General features: G+C 61.3%; 11 protein-coding genes. 7 read left to right on the top strand and 4 right to left on the bottom strand.

Features of this window, described 5'->3' with window-relative positions:
• Nucleotides 1-18 precede the first annotated feature (18 nt).
• Nucleotides 19-1,254, bottom strand: a complete 1,236-nt coding sequence (locus tag W911_RS17595) for a hypothetical protein (protein ID WP_144083637.1) — start codon at nucleotides 1,252-1,254, stop codon at nucleotides 19-21.
• Between the two features lie 369 nt (nucleotides 1,255-1,623).
• Between W911_RS17595 and W911_RS16365 the strand changes: the two genes are divergently transcribed.
• The gene (locus W911_RS16365) at nucleotides 1,624-4,755 is read left to right on the top strand and encodes a P-loop NTPase (protein ID WP_023788658.1); all 3,132 of its coding nucleotides are present in this window, start codon (nucleotides 1,624-1,626) and stop codon (nucleotides 4,753-4,755) included.
• A gap of 613 nt (nucleotides 4,756-5,368) precedes the next feature.
• Here the strand turns inward: W911_RS16365 and W911_RS18235 are convergent.
• Together W911_RS18235 and W911_RS16355 are read right to left on the bottom strand one after the other, a co-directional pair.
• A complete protein-coding gene (locus tag W911_RS18235; RefSeq protein WP_144083636.1) occupies nucleotides 5,369-5,965 on the bottom strand; it encodes a hypothetical protein in 597 nt (198 codons plus the stop codon).
• Between the two features lie 956 nt (nucleotides 5,966-6,921).
• Nucleotides 6,922-8,232, bottom strand: a complete 1,311-nt coding sequence (locus W911_RS16355) for a tyrosine-type recombinase/integrase (RefSeq protein WP_023788656.1) — start codon at nucleotides 8,230-8,232, stop codon at nucleotides 6,922-6,924.
• Between the two features lie 860 nt (nucleotides 8,233-9,092).
• Between W911_RS16355 and W911_RS17590 the strand changes: the two genes are divergently transcribed.
• The 5 genes from W911_RS17590 (at nucleotide 9,093) to W911_RS16330 (ending at nucleotide 17,197) form a co-directional block, all read left to right on the top strand.
• Entirely contained in the window at nucleotides 9,093-10,016 is a 924-nt protein-coding gene (locus W911_RS17590; RefSeq protein ID WP_081717781.1) for a helix-turn-helix domain-containing protein, read from the top strand.
• A gap of 150 nt (nucleotides 10,017-10,166) precedes the next feature.
• Entirely contained in the window at nucleotides 10,167-12,323 is a 2,157-nt protein-coding gene (locus W911_RS16345; RefSeq protein ID WP_023788654.1) for a TonB-dependent receptor, read from the top strand.
• Between the two features lie 55 nt (nucleotides 12,324-12,378).
• Nucleotides 12,379-14,151, top strand: a complete 1,773-nt coding sequence (locus W911_RS16340; protein ID WP_023788653.1) for an ABC transporter ATP-binding protein — start codon at nucleotides 12,379-12,381, stop codon at nucleotides 14,149-14,151.
• Nucleotides 14,148-15,893, top strand: coding sequence for an ABC transporter ATP-binding protein (locus W911_RS17585; protein WP_023788652.1), 1,746 nt, complete (start codon nucleotides 14,148-14,150; stop codon nucleotides 15,891-15,893). Before W911_RS16340 ends, W911_RS17585 begins: the two co-directional genes overlap by 4 nt.
• The gene (locus W911_RS16330) at nucleotides 15,890-17,197 is read left to right on the top strand and encodes an MFS transporter (RefSeq protein ID WP_023788651.1); all 1,308 of its coding nucleotides are present in this window, start codon (nucleotides 15,890-15,892) and stop codon (nucleotides 17,195-17,197) included. Before W911_RS17585 ends, W911_RS16330 begins: the two co-directional genes overlap by 4 nt.
• 47 nt (nucleotides 17,198-17,244) lie before the next feature.
• Here the strand turns inward: W911_RS16330 and W911_RS16325 are convergent, their stop codons facing one another.
• The gene (locus W911_RS16325) at nucleotides 17,245-18,342 is read right to left on the bottom strand and encodes a helix-turn-helix transcriptional regulator (protein WP_144083635.1); all 1,098 of its coding nucleotides are present in this window, start codon (nucleotides 18,340-18,342) and stop codon (nucleotides 17,245-17,247) included.
• On the opposite strand from W911_RS16325, the gene W911_RS16320 reads away from it, so the two are divergent.
• Nucleotides 18,326-20,449, top strand: a complete 2,124-nt coding sequence (locus tag W911_RS16320) for a TonB-dependent receptor (protein ID WP_023788649.1) — start codon at nucleotides 18,326-18,328, stop codon at nucleotides 20,447-20,449. The two genes, W911_RS16325 and W911_RS16320, sit on opposite strands and share 17 nt — an antisense overlap.

The following is a 20,449-nucleotide window of genomic DNA, read 5'->3' as shown; positions in this document are numbered from 1 at the left end:
TTTGGAATCGGTGCCAGCTCACACGAGCTTGTCTAGCAGCTTATCAAACTTCACTTGGTCCAACGGCTCCATGGCGAAGCCATTGCGGACGATGTTGTAAGCGTCCTTCAGGAAGACCATCTCGTCAACCGCGGTCCATTGAGCGTTCTGCGCTGAGTGCTCCATCGACGGTTTGCGAAACTTTTTCTCGGGCCTGCCCGCCCACATGGCATTCTGCGTGCCCACTACACCGACGATAACCTTCCTCAGAGGTGGGGCGCCGAGCCTATCGAGGTTAGCATTGGCGTTCCGGATGGACCGTTGCCACTCCGCGAAGGTCTTGATGGGGTCGAAGAAGGTCTCGTTTTGATATTCGATGACCGACGAACCATCGATAAACCACCATTCGCCGCTGGCCTCGTGGAATGCAGCGACATTCTTGGCGATGTATTGGCCGTCATCCCTCTTGCCTGCGTACCACAGCTTGACGTAGCCGAACTCTACAGCGCCGTAGTTTCCGCTGCCAGTGCCGCCAGACGTAGAGGGCCATAGGTCGTTAGCCAGGCTAGCCACCTCAGTTATGTTAGGAACCTTCCACGGCGCGGGTATAATGCGGACGAAAGACCGCTGGTGGCTGTCAATAATGTGAACCACATCCTCATTCAGGTAGGGGATGGTGAAGTCGAACCTGCGGCCACCCTTCCAGATGGAGGGGTTGGAGGGATCGGCTTCTACCCCTTCAATTTCCGTCGTGGCAGCCTTTACATCTCTGGCGTTGGTAACGATGAGCCTCAGGGCATCGGTCAGCCCGCGAGTTAACCCATCAAGCGCGGACTTCTTTTCCGCTGGCGTTGCGTTGTCGGCAAGCTTGTAGCTCATGACTCGCTTGCCGCGCAGGTCGAACGGCAAGTCGTCGGGCTTGTACTTGGCTTTGTTCACGATGGCGATGATGGCGCCTTGACCCGGCTTGGCATAGGCGTAGCCCAACTCGAAGACAACGTTGGAGTTCGGCATCTTTTTGCCGTTGGGCGCTTCGCATACCGGCGTCAGGTCCGCCACGAAGGCCCTACACTCTCCAATCTTTTTCAACACGGTCGCGGCAATATCGACCATGCCCGGTTCGCCCTTGGTGGCTTCGTCCATCTCGGGACGATCAGCCTCTTCAAGGTCGGGCTCGTTGGACACTTCGGTGATGGCCCGGTCCAATGCGCTGCGGATCAAATGGCGATGCGTGGCGCCCGGCAGGTCGCTCTGCCAAGAATAGAAGACTTTCAAAAGAACCCCCCGTGGGCGAAGTGTGTTGGTACTCTAGACATGGCGGAGTCTGGTGCTATTTTTTCCATAGCAGGCGTGCCGCCACCTTGTACAACGGTCGGTCCCAATGTCGGAAGTTGCGCGCGACTGCGCTTGCTCGGGGACGTGACCGAACATAGTTCTGCTTTGGGTAGTAGCGCGGCCATTGCGTGCCGATGTTTTTGGCCGGTAGGCGCGCAATGCACCGCAGAAACGCGCCGCTCTAGCGCTTGCCGCTCGCGCCGGAAAGAGGTGGTGGACAGTTGCCGTTCCGGTCGCGGCCGTCCTTTCCATTTGCGGCGCGATACACTAGGCTTGTGCTCACATCACACTCTTTCAGCCAGTCATTGCATGACCACAACGCTCGCTCCTCCACGGGTCGATCTGCCGGCAGCGCTGCAGCAATCGGTGCGCAGCCAGCATGTCGTGCTTTTCCTTGGCGCCGGCGCCTCCATGGATGCTCTCGATACGCACGGCCGTCATGGCCCGTCGGCCAAGGAGCTGCGTGCGCAGCTCGGTATACGCTTCTTCAACAATCCGATGGAGGACTACGATCTCACCGTGCTGGCCGAGATGGCGATCCAGGTGCACGGCCAAGCAACGGTTTTCGAGTTCGTTCGCACGCAGCTAGACGCGTTCCAGCCGTCGCCAGCACACAAGCTTCTGCCGGGTTTTCGCTGGCGCGGGCTTGCGACCACTAACTACGACCTACTGGTCGACAAGGCCTATTCGGCGCGCGACCGGCTGCAAACGCTAGTGCCGTTCGTGAAGGACAGCGAACCGGTGGAAGAGCGGCTGCAGCGGGACGCGGCGCCGTTGATGTTCCTCAAGCTGCACGGCTGCTTGAACCACCTGCACGACAAGGACGTGCCGCTGGTACTCTCACCCGAGCATTACAGCCAGTACGAGCGCCACCGCACGCGCCTCTATGACCGGCTGCGCAGTTGGGCTTTTGAAAGCGCCTTCGTGTTCGTCGGCTACCAGCTTGCGGATCCGCATATCCGCAACCTGATCTATGATCTCGCCGCAGACGGCATCAAGCGCCCCGCCTATTACATCGTCACGCCAAAGGCGACCGACTTCGAGGTGCAGTTCTGGGCGAGCCGCAACGTGCACATTATCAAGGCCACCTTCAACGAGTTCATGCAGGCGCTCGACCGCGAAATCCCACCGGCGGCGCGCGCGCTCGCGCCGACACCGAGCACGGTCACCGAACCGGTGCGGCGCCACTTCAAGACCAACCAGCCAACGCCGGCCGCGCTCGCCACCGCGCTCGAGCGGGATCTGACGCTGGTGCACCCGCAGATGCCGCTCGCGGCGCAGGATCCACAGCGCTTCTACCAGGGCTTCGATACGGGCTGGGGTGCGATCGCGCAGCGCCTCGATTTTCCCCGCCGCATCGTCGACAACATCGTGCTTGATGCCGTGCTCGATCCCCCTGCCGGCCCAGAGCTCGACTTCTACGTAGTGACTGGGCCGGCCGGTTCCGGCAAGACCATCGTCTTAAAGCGCGCTGCGTGGGAGGCCGCCGCCGACTATGACGCGCTCGTGCTATGGCTCAACGACAGCGGCGCCATCTCCTTCGACACGCTCGCCGAGTTGCACCGCTTGAGCGGCAAGCGGCTGTTTCTGTTCGTAGACAAGCTCGCACTGCGCGTCGATGTGCTGCACAGCCTCATCACCACCGCTAAGCTGAAGGGTCTCCCCCTCACGCTGATCGGAGCCGAGCGCTTGAACGAATGGAATGTCTACTGCGAAAGCCTGCAACAATCAGGCATGCCTAACGACATGGCCATTCCGATCCTCACCGGGGCCGAGATCGAGGCACTGCTCGACCTGCTGACACGCCACAACGCACTTGGTCTGCTGGCGGGCCAGCAGCGCGACGCGCAGGTGCGAGCTTTCACCGATCGTGCCGAGAGTCAGCTGCTGGTGGCGCTGCACGAAACCACCCTCGGCAAGCCCTTCGAGAAGATCGTGCACGAGGAATACCTCGGCATAGTCCCCGAGCAGGCGCGCCAGCTCTACCTCGATATCTGCACCTTGCACCAGTACGGCGTAGTCGCTCGCGCCGGCACCATATCGCGCATCTCGGGCATCCGCTTTGCCGACTACCAGCAGAATTTCCTGGTGCCCCTGGAGAACGTGGTGCTCAATGACGTCGACCACTATACTGGCGACTGGCACTACATCGCCCGCCACTCCCACATCGCTAAGCTCGTGTTCCAACAAGCCTGCGCCAGCGACGAGGAGCGCGCCGAACAGCTGGCACGAATCGTCGGTGCGCTCGATATTGGCTATAGCTCGGACGCGCGTGCGCTCGACGAGATCACCCGTGGCCGCAAACTCGCCGACGACCTTGCCTCACCCGAAGCGGGGCGCACGATTTATCGGGCGGCGCTTGAAGCCGCGCCTGATCGCGCTTTCCTCTATCAGCAATGGGCAATCTTCGAGCTCAACCACCCGCAGGGCTCGCTCGATGAATCCGACCGCCTGGTGCGCGAAGCCCTGTTGCTTGGTCCCGATGCCAAGCCCATTAAGCACACGCACGCCCTCATCTGCCGCAAGCGGGCCAACCTTGCCACATCGCCGCTCGCCAAGGAGCAATACCGGCGTCTAGCGCGCGAGCGCCTGTCGGAAATGCGCGCCGACCGGGACGCCTATGTACTGTCCACTCGTGTCAACATCACCATAGATGAAATTGCCGACCTTGCGCAGGCCCTCGCCGATCCCCCGAACGAGCGTGACCTCGCCTTCTTCCAAGACAAGATCAAGGATGCCGAGAAACAGCTGGCGCAGTTCCAGCAGCTGTTCCCCGACGACAGCGAGCCGCACAAGGCCGAGGCGCGCCTGCGCGATATCCTCTCCCAGCACAAGCGGACCGTGGCCGCGCTCGAGAAAGCTTGGAAGGCCGGACCGCGCGGCTCCGGCGTGGCGATCCGGCTGGCTCAGTATTATGACGAACACCACGAGCCCGCCCGCTCCGGCGAAGTGTTACGCTCAGCCCTCGAGCGCAACCCCGACGATCGCATGGCACACCTTGAGATGGCGAAGTACCTGCTCGCCAACGAGCCCGACCGCCATCTCGCCATCCAGCAGCACCTCGCCAAGAGCTACGCCAGCAACGACCACAACTACGAAGCACGCTACCTACACGCCCAGTACCTGTTCCTTACCGGATCAGCGCACGAGGCCCAGCAGGTGTTCGTCCAGATAGACCGGCTAGCCCCGTCCCACTTCCGCCAGCGCGCGCCTGCGCGCGACACCATCATCACCAAACGGTTGGGCTGTTACACCGGCACCATCGCCTCGCTCAAAGCCACCATAGCCTTTGTTCAGTCGGCAGCCTACCCGGCCCGCATTTTCACGCATGCCGACAATACCCCGCCGCTGATGTGGAACTCGCTGCGCTCCGGCGATACCGTATCGTTCAAAGTGCGCTTCAACCGCAAGGGCCCGATCGCGTTCGACCTGCTGCATTGACATTCTGGCGCGGAATGCAGAGAGCTTACGTCCGCTTCCAGTCCAGTGTGGCAAGTCGACGGTTCGTCCGCTCAACAGTGAAGTGCGGACGGAGCTGCACAACCCAGTTGCTCACCTCGTCGCCGACGGTCTCATGACCGCTAACTCGGCTAAGCGTTCCGTCAGCTTGACGTGGCCTGAGACTCTCGGACAGTTCCAAAGGCTTCTCGTTGTCTGCCAACCAAGAAGACCTCTGTACGCCTCTCCTAAGTGGCCGGTGTAAGGGTGTTTGGAGCCACTCAGCTTCATGTATACGGATGTGTCTCGGTTCAATCATGGGCGGTCTGACACGCGTCCGGTTCGAAATATCTGCAAACCCAATCCTTAGCGTGGAATGCGCGAGCAAAGAAGTTCTTGGATCGCCACTGATCCTTGGTGGATCGGTATTGGACAATCCATTGCATGCCGTCATGGCAAGACGCGATACGCCACTTGTCGGTGAGGGAGGCAGCCACATATCGATAAGCGTCGTCGCGCTCTCTGTGGCTGGAAACGTGTGGGAACTGACTACTTGGGTAGCTCTCTGCTTCACTATCAATATTTTCTTGTAGCATTTTCTAATCGTCACTTCCTTTCATTTCCAATCGTACTTCTCCGCGATGTTTTCCGCAGTCCACTCTAAGCCGTTCGGGGGAAGGCCCATCTTTGAGACCGCAACGCCTCCCGCATGGAACAGGTCCTTGCGTTGATCCGCCTGTTCCTTGTTGGGTATGAACGCAGGATGCACCTCTCTGCGGCCTGTGCGCGGATCGGGCATGTTAGGGCGCAAAGCGTCTCCGCCCTTACCTCGCACCAATTCTAGGTTCTTACGACGCAGGTCTTTCCGGTCGCTGTTGACGTATCTGACGCGGTGGCCCTTCTTTGCTTCACTGCGCAAGATGATCCGGGCGACAGTCGTGTCGCAGCTTCGGCCGCGGGCGCTTTGACGGTGCCCGGTCACGACGTTTCTGCTGCTATTGAGACGGAGGCGCGGGGAATAGTCGTTGGCAAGGTAACGATCCCAATCGTCTGTTTCGATTATGGCTCGTCCTTGCTTGCCTTCTTTTCCGAGAGGAACGAGAGCGCACATAACGCCCTCAATAGCTTCAAAGTAAGGCTCTCTGCCTTTAGGGGGGCGTTTACGAGGTTCCGTGAAGAGCCCCGCAATAGGTGGCATCTTTACTTTCTTCATCTCCTTCTACCTATGGTTGGATAAAAACAAAATGGCTCTTTGCACCGAGCCGTAAGCCGGTCCGGGCTTTGCTTCACGTTGAGCCGCTACGGCTAGTTTGGATATGGAAACCAGAGACGGATCTGGACTCAAAAATATGCGACAGAAATCTGCCAAGCAGGAGAAGGAGGGGCGGTGCCTCTTCACTGCCAGATTGAGCGGGGGGCTGCTGTGATAGCTATGATCTTTCAGCGTCTTGATTGTGAATCAATTCGCTTGAGACAAGCAATAATGGTGTGTGTTTTTGACGGATTATCTGAGTGACGGCTAGGCATAAAAGGCTGCAAAGCTACTATAGCGCCAAGAGTCCCTTTGCCTTTTCTTTGGTACCATCCCAAAAGTCATCGATATGGGGGCAGGATCGCAGGGCTGGATGCCATGAGCATCAGGGGTTACCTGGATTATGATTTATGCCTTGTGTCTAGCGCGCTGGCCCAGGCCATAATCCCAAGGCGTCCACGCTCTTTCACTCGTGCCGAGCGCCCGACGGATCGACAGACACACAGATACGTACATCCATCGCGGATGCTGCTCAGCCGTAGATCGCCGACTACTCTTGGAGACGGTTAGCTTGCTGACATACAGGCGACCGTGGCCCCCGCTTCAAGGGTCAGCTATGACCATGCATGAACGGCGTTAGCCGCACCTGCCCCATGGTGGATCAGGATTAGAGTTTCAGCATGCCAGTAGGCAATACTTTGCTATCCGCAACGAAGCGGTTTTGCGAGCTATTTCCGCAGCATGCCCACGCGCACATTAAGGGCCGCGTGTTACCCTAAAAACTAGCCGCCAAAAACTCTCCAAAGAGAATTATGAGCGCTATTATAAATAACCGAAATGTCCGGGTTTGTCAATTTGAAAATATTTAAAGCGCCTCCTCCAATCCTACAAGCTGGAGAAAAGCAAAATGGCTCTATTCAACTATTCGAGGCGGCAACCACCCTATCCAAATGATCAGCCCATGCTTGTAGTGCTTCACGTTTATCGTCAGCATACTTGTGCAAATACCAGACTTGATAGGTGCCTTCGAGTGTGCCCGGCGTGTGGTTCAACACCGCTTCGATGATGTGTGGGGGCATCGTCCGGCCTTGGACCTTAATTCCAGACATGAGGCTCGCCCCAGTGCGCCTGAGATCATGGATGCGCCACGGACGTACGACGGCATTAATCTCTGTCGCCCTGGCAAGCATCACCGCGTCTATCTCCTCCTTCGCTTGGGAGAACCCGCTGAGTGGGGAGGTGCCGAACCGACCAAAGATGAAATCAGATTCACCGCTTTTTGGACCTAGAGCCTGTAGCTCGGCCACAGCCTGCCTCGGGAGGGGGACTAGATGCTCCCGCTTATTCTTTGTTCGTGAGCCGGGGATGATCCACTCAGCCCGGTCAAGATCAACTTCCCGCCAGCGAAGGCCGCCGACCTCACAGCGACGTTGCAAGAGCATGAGCAGCAGCCGCCAGTACGCGCCGATTATTGGGAAAGTGTCAGACGCGCACGATGATGCCGACCATAGAGTGACGATCTCCTGGGTATTGAGCTTGTGCAGTCGTCTTGGCGGTGGCGGTGCTTTGAGGTCGGCGCATGGATTGGTAGAGATGTAGTCCTCATGGATGCACCAATCGAAGAATGGACGCAGAGACGCCATGAGAAAGCGGGCTGCACCATAGTGCCCGGCATCGTTGCGCTTCTTGAGCATGGCCTTGATGTCCGCCTTTATCACTGCGTTGAGGCGCGTTGATGCACCTAGCTCGGGGACGTATTGACGATGGAACAGCCCGGCCACCTCGGTCTCGTATCGCGATCCGGGTGTTAGCTTGGGGTTATGCTTCCGGCCATCAAGGTAATCGGCAACAGCTTCTTTGACTGTCGGGCACTGACGGCTTTCGATCTTTGCAACCTTGGCCTGCTTCACCTGCGAGATGACATCCTCACCCTTGGCCAACCGCGCAATGACCTGTCCTGCCTCTATACGAGCTTGATCAAGAGGCATTCCCGGATAGTGGCCTACGACAACGCGCTGTGTGCTTCCTTTGCCCCTGCCGATGGCCTTGCTTGCGATCCAAGTGACACGCCCTGTTGGCGAGATACGAGCGCCGAAACCCCTAAGCTCGCCGTCCCAGATGGCAATGGCCCTTCCGGTCGTCGTAGCTTCTTTGATTCTGGAGAGGATTAACCTATTGGTAATGTTGGAGGATTTGTTGTGAGTAGAGTTGTGGGCAGAGATGGCCATAAGGAATACTCCCCTGAAAGGAGGTTGAAGCATCCTAGGCCGCACTAGAATAACATTATATTTCAGTGGCTTAATGGAGTGGTAGAACCACTGGTATGTGATTCAGACCTACGCCGGGACCACGAAACGGTTCACCCTTGCGAGCCCGTTGGCCTGTCCATCACCTGAAGATCGAAGGGTCAGATTTGGTATGCGCTCGGTATGCGAGAGCAGACTTTCGACCTGTCCAGGCTCAGATGTTGACTCAGCTAAGAGCACGCAAGGGGTTGATATTTCATCTCAGAAAAGACGACATAAGTAATTGATATTACTGGGGGACTGGGGGTCGGAGGTTCAAATCCTCTCGCTCCGACCAATTTATCAAGGACTTAGCGAAAGTCCGTCCTCCCCCAAAAATCCAATAGCTACCACAATCTTACAGTCCCTCGAAAAAAGTTGAGGGAAACTGTGGGTCGGACGTGGTCCCACACATGGGGGTTGTGCCGTTCTCTGTGTTGTGTGCCTGATCTGAGCCCCTTCTCTCATCCAGTCAGAGGGTGAGTCCTGGGCTAAATTTCTGGACCTGATCGTTCGTCACGGCAAGAGCCGGATGGTGCTCGCGGAACTCTTCCGGTGTGCGGTTGGCGAGAGCCGAGCGGGGCCAGAGGCGTGCACATAACCCGCGCAGGTGCAGCCACCACCAGATGGATGATTGAGAGCGCGCGGGCGTGAGGCGATCTCCCCTTGCCTGGCACGGAACGCTTGGCGATTGAGAGTGCCCAATCCTTGAACCAGGAGGCGCGCGACACCTTATTTCTTGACTTTTTTAGTCAAGGTTATAACTAGCCTGCAGTTTCTATGAGGTATTGATCGGTTTTTGCATGGCGGAAGTGCAGCATTTGGGCCGCGGAGAGTTAGTCCAGCTGCCCGCTGAAGCGTCTTGTCATTTTGAACTCGCCCAGTGCGATAGCGGCCTCGTTATGCTCAGCGGCCGCACACAGTTCGACGCCCCGTGCGAATGGACGCACGAGGAAGGCGGCGGCATGTGGTTCGGCGTCGTCCTTCAGGGAGCTGTTGTCGTCGATACCGATGGCACCACCTGTGACTATCTGGCGAGCCTAGACAGCTTTGCGTGGCTTGATACGTCCTCGGTTCCCATGCGCCACATCGTGCCGGAAGCGCAGGATCTGCATACGATCTTCGTCAATGTTCCGGAGGTTATGCGCGGCACGTGCAGCGAGCTGGATGCGTTCTGCGATGCCGCCACGATGTCCCGCCAGCGAAAGGGCGCCATCCCGAACTTCTACAAGTCGCCGGTCGGCACGGACGTTCATGCGATTGCGCGTCAAATCGTGGAATGCCGGCATGAAGGTTCGTTGCGCGGGCTCTATTTGGAGGCAAAGTCGCTTGAACTGCTGGTGGCCATGGTTGATCAGTTCCAGGGCAACGACAGCGGCGCGCAGCAATGCGTGAGTTGCCCACGCGGCGCTACGGGGCGTCGCCTCATGGAAGCCCGCAATATCTTGATCAGCGAGCTTCAGTCGCCGCCGTCGCTTGAGGAACTGGCACGGCGCATCGGCATGAGCACGAGTGCCATGACCGCTGGCTTCCGACGCCTGTTCACGCAGTCGATCTTCGAGTTCGTGCAGGAGCGCCGCCTGGACCACGCCTTCGTCGCGCTACGTGAGGGACATATGACCGTTTCGCAGGCTGCCTATAGTGCTGGCTACAGCCGAGCGCATTTCTCGACGCTCTTTCGCCGTCGCTTCGGGATGACGCCCGGCGAGATCTCGCGCTGCCGGTAGGCTCCCTCACGCGCCTTTTCGCCGCGCGCATGCGTCCAAATCGGCGCCAGTCGAACAAACTTTGGCCGATCTCTAACACCTCCGCGATGGTCTCGTCGCTATTCGAAAACGTAGGTTCCTCCTGAGATTATCCGGTTTTGGGGGACGTCAATGTTCGAACGTAAGCCAGCGCGCGTCGCGCTCGTATCGGCGCTTTTCATCGGCGGGAGCGGAGCGCTGTCGCTGACGGCAACGGCGCAGCAGAGCGCCGACAACGGCGTCGACCTGCCGTCGATTCAGGTGCAGGCACCGGAGCAAGCGGCAGCGAGCGGCGCTCTGGATCTCGACGTCGGCGCACAACCGGCGGCGATCGTGGACGACAACACGGGGCTGGCCGCGGTGAACAAGGCCCAGTCCGCACCCGCCGCGGCAACCGTCGTCTCGCGCCGCAAGATCGACGACAGCGGCGTCTCCTCCCTTGAGGAAGCGACGCGTCTCGCTCCGAACATCCGATTCTCAAGCATTGGCGCACCGCGCTTCACGATCAACACCGTCCGCGGCGTCGGCAACACGATCGCCGACAACTACTTCAACAGCCCGATCGGCATCTACGTCGATGGCGTCCAGATCAGCAACGCGGAGTTCAACCGCAGCCTGGGCGACGCACAGAGCGTCGAACTGCTGCGGGGACCGCAAGGCACGCTCTTCGGACATAACGCGCTCGGCGGCGTGATAAACATCACCTCGCGCGCGCCGACGTTGGAGCCGGAAGGTGAAATCACCGGAACGATCGGCAACAACGGCCAGCGCGGCGGATCGGCCGTCCTCAGCGGGCCGCTCATTGGCGATACCGTAACGGGGCGCGCCTTCTTCGAATACGTGACGCGCGACGGTTTCACCGACTACGCGAACTTCAACGGCAGCATCGACGATCTTGAGAGCTACGTCGGCTCGGGCAGCCTGCGCTTCTCCCCGACCCGGGCTTTTACGGCCACCATCAGAGGTTCCATCGAGCACGTCGACGCGGGCGGCTATGCCTACATGCCGTTCGACGACTACAAGCGCCGCGTTGCCGACCTCATCCCGCCAAACGAGGACGTGCGCGACACGCGGTCGGTAAGCGCGAATGTCAGCTATGACTTCGGTGGCATCGTGCTCACGTCGATTACCGCTGCGCGGGACTACGACGTGAAGTCCAACCAGGATCTCGGCTACAACTGGAATCTTGCCGCCATGGGCGGCGGTCGCGCCATCACCGACGAGGCCGGCCGGCAATTCAGCCAGGAGTTGCGCCTTGCCGGTGGCGAGGGGTCGGCATTCCGCTGGCTCGCAGGCGCGCTCTATCTCACCGAGCGGCACGATTTCGATTACCAGTTCGATGTTCCGGCGTTCGGAGGCGCGAGCCTGCTCGAGTCCGACTACGAGCGCCGCGAGATCGCGGCGTACGGAGAAGGCACGCTCAACGTGACGCGCGGGCTCGAACTGACGGCGGGCGTGCGCGTCTCGGAGGAGCAACACGACTGGGAATCGAGCTACGGCTTTGCGGGCGACGAGTCCTTCACGCTCGTCACGCCTAAGTTCGCCGTCGCCTATCGCTTCGACCCTGACCGGCTGGTCTACGCGTCCGCGACGCGGGGCGCGCGCTCAGGCGGCTTCGACCGTATCGGATCGACGGACGCGGCGTACGACACGGAGTACCTGTGGAGCTACGAGGTCGGATTCAAAAGTGAGTGGATGCAGCGGTCGCTTACCTTCAATGCCGCCGCGTTCTACATCGATTGGACCGACATGCAGATCAAGCAGATGATTGCTCCGGGCATCATCGAAACGACCAACGCCGGCGCGGCCCAGAGCAGGGGCTTCGAGATCGAGGCGAGCTGGCGGCCCGTTTCTGGACTCGAATTCTCGGGCTTCGTCGGCGTGACGCACGGCGAATACGACGACTACCTCTCCGCTTCGGGCGCGAGCTTCGACGGACATAAGCTGATCAATACGCCGGAAATGATGGCGGGGCTGTCGGGGCAGTACCGCTGGCCGGTCGGCGCATTCGGGCTCTACGGCGTGGCGCACATCGACTACGTCTACACCGGCACGCACTACTTCGATCCGGAAAACATCCTAAAGCAGGAGGGCTACGGCCTCGTCAACGCGCGCCTCGGCATCGAGAACGAACGGTTCTCCGCTGCGCTGTTCGCCAAGAACCTGTTCGACCAAGACTACCGCACGTTTGGCTATCGAGACTTTGGTGGAATGGCCGGCCTTTCGACTGAGGTCGCAGCGGCAGGACCGTCCCGCCTGATCGGTGTGACGGTCGGCGTCAAGTTCTGAACGCCAGCGCTGCACGGTGACAAGTTTGGAACGGAATACGGAAAGGGTCGCCGGCGTGGCCGCTTCGGAGGGCTCGGTCGGCGCTGTGTTCGCGGCGCTGCTGCGTCTGATGCGGACCTATCCGGGCCTGCTGGCGCTCTCCATCGCAACAGGGGTTGCGTCCGCTGCCCTCGCGCTCGCTCCACATCTGGCGGTCGCGTACGCAGTGGTCGAGCTTCTTGGGCCAGTGCCGGATTGGCGCAACATTCTAGCCGCGGGCCTCGCCGCGGCTGCTGCCGTCGTCTTGCGCCACGCGCTGTTCGGTGTCTCGACTGCGTCGTCGCACATCGTCGCGTTCTCGTGTCTCTACGATCTCAGGATCGCGATTGCCGAGCGGCTCGCGCGCGTGCCGCTCGGCTTCTTCGATGGCCGGTCAAAAGGACAGATCCGCAGCACGCTGCTGACCGACATCGACTCGCTTGAGGACGGGATAGCCCATCTCGTGCCCGAGACCAGCGCGGCCGTGGTGACGCCGGTGGTCGCTTTCGCCATCATGCTGCTCATCGACTGGAGGCTGGGGATACTGGCACTGCTGCCGACCGTCCTTGGCATTGCGCTCATGGGGCGCCTGATGGCGCAGAGTGAAACTGCGACGCGTCGCCACTTCGCGCTGATGGCCCGGCTCAACGAGGCCGCGACCGAAATGGCCGACGGGCTCACGACGGTGCGCGCCTTCAACCAGGACGGACAAGCCGTGAGGCGAGCCAAGTCCGTATTCCGCGACGAGGTGCGATTATCCGACGAGTGGATCCGCGCCGCCGTCGTGCCCGGCACAACGGCGCAGGTTATTCTGTCTAGTCACCTGCTTTTCGTCGGTCCCGCCGGCCTCCTGATGGTGGCGGGTGGCTTGATCCCGTTTTCGACGCTCGCGGCGTTCCTGTTCGTGGCGGCGGGCATGAACGACCTCTTTGCCGCCATCCAGGGCATCGCCCATCGCGTCGGCCGGCAGGCGCAGATCCTTGAGCGGATCGAGGCCTTGCGCCGCGCCGAGCTGTTGGCCGAGCCGTCTCCGGGAAAGGCCATTTCGGATAGCTCGGTCACCTTCGACAGGGTGAGCTTCTCCTACGGAACACGGTGTGTCATCGACGACGTGTCGTTCAGCGTCGCGCCTGGAAAGAGCGTGGCACTGGTCGGGCCGAGCGGCTCCGGCAAGTCCACGATCGCCAAGCTCGTCGCGCGGTTTCATGATGCCGCTTCGGGCACGGTCTCAATCGGCGGAACGCGTGTCCAGGATTGCGCATCGGACCGCCTGCATGCGCACATCGGCATCGTCTTCCAGGATGTTTTCCTGTTCGGCGGCACCATCGCGGAAAACATCAGGCTCGGGCGCATCGATGCGACCGACGAAGAGGTCAGAGCGGCCGCGAAGGCTGCGCGCGCCGACGTCTTTATCGACCGCCTGCCGCAAGGTTTTCGGACACACGTCGGCGAACGCGGGTACGGCCTCTCGGGCGGCGAGCGTCAGCGGATATCGATCGCGCGGGCCATCCTCAAGAACGCGCCGATCCTGATCCTTGACGAGGCGACATCCTTCGCCGACGCGGAGAACGAGGCGCTGGTTCAGGAGGCCGTCGCGGAGGCGGCACGCGGCAAGACCCTGATTGTCATCGCCCATCGCCTGTACACGATCACCCACGTAGACGAGATCGTCGTGCTCGACCGTGGACGTATCGCCGAGCGTGGTTCCCACGAGGCGCTGCTCGGCTTAGGTGGCCTTTACGCACGCATGTGGCGCGCGCAGGAGAAGACGCGGCATCTGGCCCATGGGCCGAGGGAGGCTGCGCAATGAGGTTGTTTGCGTTCATCGGCTCTCATCTCGTCGGGTATCGCGGGCGCTACCTCGCCGGAACGGCGGCCGTTTTCCTGGAAGGCGCGATGACGGCAGCGCCGATGATTATCGCCGGCCTTGCCCTGGTGGTGCTTACGCGCGCCGATGCGACGCCGGCGGACATATGGCCCTATGGCGCCGCCATCGTTTTGGCCACCCTGTTCCGGATCGTTCTGGTTCGCGTTGCGTGGCTCAACCTGTTCCGTGGCGGCGGTGCTGTGACGTTGAGCGTCCGCGAGCGCGTCGCGGAGCACATGCGACGTGTTCCGCTCGGCATTCTAAGCCGCTGGACGCCGGCACGTCTCGCCAATCTGCTGACCGACGACGCGCGCTGGATCTACGAGGCCTCGACAATTGCCGCCAGCCTGATGCTGGCCGGCATAGTTTCCGGCGTCGCGCTTCTCATCGCGGCTATCGCGTTCAATCTGCCCGTGGGCCTCGCCGCAGCCGGAGCGGCGGCGCTGTCAATTCCGGCCCTCGCATGGGCGGGGCACCTGCTCAGGCGCATGGTACGGCGACGGGTGGCCGACGTGGCTGAGGGAAACCAGCGCATCGGCGAATATGCCGAAGGTATCGCTGTCTTTCGTTCCTTCGGCCGCACGGGGGCCGCGCTTGAGACCTACCGTGCGGCCGCCGCGGACATGCGTGACACCATGATCGGGGGCACGCCGCCGCTCTCTGCGGTGAGCGCGGCTGGCCGCAGCGTGTTGGACATGGGCGTGCCGCTGGCCTTGATCGCTTTGGCGGCACTTCTCGCCTACGGAGAAGGAGCCGTTCCGAAATCGGCTGTTCCCACCATTCTGCTCGTGCTCGCGAGCATCGGCGCATTCTCCGCGGCCCTTGCGCAAGGCGCCCTGATCGGTACGGCGGAGCGCGCGGCACGCGAGCTTGATCGTTTCCTCGCAGAGCCGGTATTGGGCGGTGCGAACGCCCTCGGCCGCACGCAGCACCTGGAGCTCGCCTTCGAGAGTGTGTCGTTCGGCTACGGTGCCGACGAGACCGCTGTGCAAACGCTTGCGGATATCAGTTTCATCGTTCCGCCGGGAACGACGACGGCCATCGTTGGCGCCAGTGGCGCCGGAAAATCTACGATTGCCGCGTTGATCCTCCGCTTCTTCGACGTGACATCCGGGCGTATCACGCTCGACGGCTGCGACATCCGCGACCTGGATCCGTCGGCGTTGCAGGCCGCGATTGCGTTTGTCGGCCAGGATGTGCACCTGTTCCGCGACACGCTCCGCGCAAACATTCTGCTTGGCGATCCCTCGGCGAGCGACGCCCGCCTCCGAGAGGTCGTGGCGGCCGCCCGCCTTGACGAACTCGTCGCGGCGCTGGCGGACGGCCTCGACACCATCGTCGGCGACGGCGGGCGCACGCTGTCGGGCGGCGAGCGCCAGCGCGTCGCTATCGCACGCGCCCTCCTGAAGAACGCCCCGATCATCGTGCTCGACGAGGCGACGTCGGCCATCGATCCCATAACGGAGCTCGCGCTTCAGCGGGCTTTCGCGGTGCTTGCGCGCGGACGCACGCTGATCGTCGTGGCGCACCGCCTGCGCACGATTGCCGGTGCGGACTGCATCGTCGTCCTCGATCGGGGCCGGATCGTCGAAAGCGGCCGGCACGAGCGCTTGCTTGAGGACGGAGGGCTCTATGCGCGGCTCTGGAATGCGCAGGCGCGTGCTGCCGGATGGAGCGTACGATGACCAACGTGACGGACGAACCTGCCGTGGACGAAGAAGCAAAGCGCGAACGAGACGGCCCAATCCTCCTGCTGCTTGGCACGCTCTATGCGGCCCAAGGGCTCCCGATGGGGCTCGCCTTCATTGCACTTCCGGCAATTTTCCGCACGCTCGGCTACTCGCCCGAGGCGATCGGCCTGTTGGCCTTCGTGGCGTTACCGTGGGCGGTCAAGTTCGTCTGGGCTCCGTTTGTCGACCGCACGGGCGGGCGCCGTCTCGGGCGCCGCAGGAGCTGGATCATCCCGGCTCAGGCGCTCACAGCGGCGGTCTATTTCCTGGTCGCGGCCACCTTCGATCAGGCCCGTGACGGGATCTGGCCGATTGTCGTCGGGCTAACGGTCATCAATCTGATTGGCGCAACGCAGGACATCGCCACCGACGGTCTGGCGGTCGAGACATTGCGGGGGCGCGCACTGGTCTGGGCCAACGGGTTACAGATTGGCGCCTTCTCCGTTGGCATGATGATCGGCGGCAGCCTGACGGTTATCCTGTTCGAAAGCGCTGGCTGGAGCGGCAGCTTCACGCTGCTCGGTTTGTTCGTCTTGGCGAGCCTCGCCGTCACGTTGCTGGTGAGCGAAACGCCGCGGCCCGCGAGGGACAGCGCCGACACGCGCGTCGAACAGCCCTCGATCCGCAATCTGTTGCGCCGTCCCGGCGCGATGCTGATGCTCTCCATCGCCGCGCTGTTCCATTTCGCCCACGCGATGACGGGTGCCATGATCGGCCCGTTCCTCGTCGATGCTGGGATGTCGCTCGTGGACATCGGGTTACTCAACGGACTGTCACTGACCGTTATCCCGGTGTGCGGCGCTGCCATCGGCAGCTTGCTTGCGGCGCGCTTCGGCGCTCCTCGCGTTGCGGTCCTCCTCGGGACGCTTGGCGTTGTGGCGCTGCTGCTTTGGGTGATTCCCGCCCGCTCCATGCATACCACGTTCGGGACGGCGCTTGCGATCTCTTGCGCTGTCGGCATCGGGTCGTTCGGCGCCTACGTAGCGTTCTTCACTATCCTCATGCAGTGGTCGTCGGTCAGGCAAGCCGGCACCGATTTCACCGTCCTTCAATGCGCGGAGACGATCGTCGGCATGATGGCCGCGGCCGTGGCCGGGCAGATCGCCGGTAAATTCGGTTTCCTCGCCTTGTTCATCGTTACGCCCGTGATCGGGATAATGGCCATGGCGTGGATATTCGGAGCCCTGCGCCGTCTGAGGTCGATCTGCAATCCAGCTGAGCTGCTCCCCGAAAGACGCGTCGAGCAGGTTCACTCCTGATTGGATCGTATTCGTTCGCTTTCTGGGGCGAACGATCGGCGCGTGAGCTAGCCGCGTCGGCGTTGCAGCGTGAGGCTGTGCGGCGCGACGCCCTTGCGGCGCAGGAAGGCTTTGCTGAAATGGCTGAGGTTGCCATAGCCGCATTCCAGAGCGGCCTCGGTAACGGATCGGCCGTCACCGAGCATCCGCTCGGCATTGTCCATGCGCACGTCGCGCAGATATGCCCGTACGGGCCTGCCGATCACCTCTCGGAAACCCAGTTTGAGTTTGGTTTCGCTCAGGCCCACCGCGCCGGCGAGCCTGCCGATGGTCCAGGGTTCTGCGAACGACAGCTCGATAAGGCGGCGTGCCTCTTCGAGTTTCTCTCGTTCCCTCGAAGACAGTCGTGTTGCGGCAGGCGACGTTCGGCTGAGCAATTCCAGTGTGACGGCGAGCACTTCGAGTGCTTTGCCACGCATGAAGATCTCGCGCAGTTTCTTCTCTTGGATGGCACAGCCGAGGATCGACCGCGCGACATCGAGCAACTCGGCGGACAGCGGAATGGCAAGCAGAAACGCATTGCGGCCCGGGTCGCTGCGGTCGACGGCGAACGCGTTGCGGATTGCGTCGGTCATCGAACCCACGGTGCGGCTGAGATAGTCGGGATGGAAACGGATTTCGACAGTCTCGATCGGATTGCCGCCCCGGATATGATCTCGACCGCTGATGAGGCCGTCACTCCAGAAGAAGATCGCCTTGCCGCTCGTGACATCGAGCCGTTCGCAGCCATCTAAAAGAGTATAGCCCGAACCTTCTACCACGAGCGTGATCGAGAATGCTGCCGGACCGGAGGCGTCGAATGTGATGTCGTCGCCCAGCGTCCCCACGATCGTGGACACGCTCATGTCCGTAGAGCGCAGCTCGGGGCGAATAAGTGTCTGCAGGACTTGCGTCGTGGAAGTCGGCGGCATCTCGATCGGAGCTTGGCACGCCATATCGAGACTGACGAAAGAATCGAGTGTGTCCATTCGGACGCTCCATGGTCGCTGAACGGATTCCGTCAATTTTGAGTCCGACACCGTTAGACGTGATGTTGACTTGAACAGTAAACAATCGGCGTCAAATGGCAACTCGGACCGGAATTTAGAAATGTTCTTAAGATGCAAGCTTGTTCTCGTAGCGGGTGTCGTTTGGGGAGCGTGCTCCGCGCATGCCCAGGACGCAGCGGTCGAGGCCCCCGGCGTTGTCGAGTTGCCGCCGCTCGAAGTGACAACGGCAAACAAGCGCGTGCAGCGAGCCGGGCCCGTGCGAGCTGCTGCTGGTTCCACGGCATCGGGGGCTTCGACAAGCGCCGGAGCGGACGCCGGACTCGGCGACGCGAGTGCGGGGGATGGGAGCGGACAAACGGCCGGTACGGCCGAGGCCAACGTCTCGGTGCGCAGCGCTGCCGAGCTGAAGGATGCGGGCGTCGAGAAGGTTGCGGATCTCGAAAAGGTGTTTCCCGGCCTTACGATCCGCTCGCGCGGGAACCGCGCCTATACGAACTTCACGGTTCGCGGAATTTCGTCCACCGATTCCTACAATCCGTCGGTGCAGATCCTGATCGACGGCGTTCCCCAGGCTGCGGCCGCTTTCACGCAGGATCTCGTGGATGTCGAGCGCGTAGAATTTTTGCGTGGTCCGCAGGGCGTGCTCTATGGCGCCAATGCGTTCGGCGGCGTCATCAATATCGTCACGCGCAAGGCGCGCCAGAACACCGCGACCGTTACGGGGACGGTCGCGAATCTCGAACGGTCCGTCGTCACGACCGGGACGGCGGTGCTCGCGAGGGATGCGCTGTTCCTCGACTGGGGCCTGAAGCGCGGCGTCGATACAGGCGAGATCGACGATATCCTGACAGGCAGGAAAGATATCGACACGGCCGATCTGTGGAGCGGCCGGGCGAGCTTGCGCTACGCCCCATCGCATGGGCGGTTTGACGCGACGCTAACCATCGCCCGTGAGGATCTGGAATCGAAGGAGGAGACCTATATCCGCGATGCGCTTCTCAAACAGCGCGATTTCGATATTCCGATCCCGCAGGGATTTATGAGACGAGAGATCGATACGGCCTCCGCATCGTGGAACTACCGGCTCGGCGACGGCTTCACGTTCACAAGTATTTCCGCCTACCAGAACGTCGACCTTGAGCGCGACACGTTCGGCTTCCCGTTCCCTGAAAGCGAGGAGGCGTTCTCGCAGGAGATACGCCTTGCCTACACGGGGTCGGGGCCGCTCACGGGCGTGGCGGGCTTCTATCTTCGCAACAGCGATTTCACGCGCGAAGGGCCGTCGACTGATCGCAACGAGATCGGCACGGACAGCCTCGCAGGATTTGGCGAGTTGACCTGGCACATGACACACGCGCTGGATCTCACGGCCGGCGTGCGTGTGTCGCAAGATAAATCGACGATCGACTACAGCCTTCCCGCTGCGTTTATCGCGCATCGCGACAGCGAGACGTTCTCTGCGGTGCAGCCCAAGGTCTCGCTCGCTTATCAGGTCGACGACCTGACCCGTGTTTATGCGCTGGTCGCGGAGGGCTACAAGCCCGGCGGCTTCCAGCACGCGGTCAGCAACCCCTTCAATCCGGTCGAGTTCGATCCCTACGACCCTGAGACGGCCTGGAACTATGAGGTCGGGTTCAGCACCCGCCTTTTCCGCACGCTAGATGTGGCGGCAGCGGTGTATCACATCGTCTCGGAGGACAAGCAGATCTACGTTGGCCCGGTCGGCTTGCAGACGATCAAGAACGCGGGCGAGGCGGAAAGCACCGGCGTCGAGATCGAGGCAACTTGGCGTCCGACACGGAATTTCACGGTCTTGACGACCGCAAACTTCGGCCGCTCGAAATTCACCGACTTCGTCGATGCCGGATCCGGCAACGATTACACCGGCAACCGCGTACCGTACGCACCGGACGTCACGGCAACGATGAATGCCCGCTACGCCTTCGATCAAAGCGTGTTCGGTGGCCGGCTCGCGCTGATGGGCAACGTCCGCTATGCGAGCCGCAGCTATTTCGACGAGGCCAACGCGCTGTCCCAGGAAGCGTTCGCCATCTATGACGCCGGGCTCGAACTCGCGTGGGATAACGGGGTCACGGCGAAGCTCTTCGTCGACAACATCTCCGATGAGATCTACCGCGAGTACAGCTTCGAGACTGGCGGAATGCATCTCAGCATCCCGAGCGAAGGCCGTCTTGTCGGCGTATCGCTCACGGCGAAGTATTGA

The organism is Hyphomicrobium nitrativorans NL23, assembly GCF_000503895.1.
GTDB classification, from domain to species: Bacteria; Pseudomonadota; Alphaproteobacteria; order Rhizobiales; family Hyphomicrobiaceae; genus Hyphomicrobium_C; species Hyphomicrobium_C nitrativorans.
The sequence above is the reverse complement of the archived record's forward strand: the minus strand, read 5'-3'. Positions and strand labels throughout refer to the sequence as shown.

What these genes read in the sequence shown, in the direction of transcription:
- W911_RS16365 (WP_023788658.1), top strand. Translation starts at nt 1,624, where the DNA reads ATGACCACAACGCTCGCTCCTCCACGGGTCGATCTGCCGGCAGCGCTG.
- W911_RS18235 (WP_144083636.1), bottom strand. Translation starts at nt 5,965, where the DNA reads ATGAAGAAAGTAAAGATGCCACCTATTGCGGGGCTCTTCACGGAACCT.
- W911_RS16355 (WP_023788656.1), bottom strand. Translation starts at nt 8,232, where the DNA reads ATGGCCATCTCTGCCCACAACTCTACTCACAACAAATCCTCCAACATT.
- W911_RS17590 (WP_081717781.1), top strand. Translation starts at nt 9,093, where the DNA reads ATGGCGGAAGTGCAGCATTTGGGCCGCGGAGAGTTAGTCCAGCTGCCC.
- W911_RS16345 (WP_023788654.1), top strand. Translation starts at nt 10,167, where the DNA reads ATGTTCGAACGTAAGCCAGCGCGCGTCGCGCTCGTATCGGCGCTTTTC.
- W911_RS17585 (WP_023788652.1), top strand. Translation starts at nt 14,148, where the DNA reads ATGAGGTTGTTTGCGTTCATCGGCTCTCATCTCGTCGGGTATCGCGGG.
- W911_RS16330 (WP_023788651.1), top strand. Translation starts at nt 15,890, where the DNA reads ATGACCAACGTGACGGACGAACCTGCCGTGGACGAAGAAGCAAAGCGC.
- W911_RS16320 (WP_023788649.1), top strand. Translation starts at nt 18,326, where the DNA reads ATGTTCTTAAGATGCAAGCTTGTTCTCGTAGCGGGTGTCGTTTGGGGA.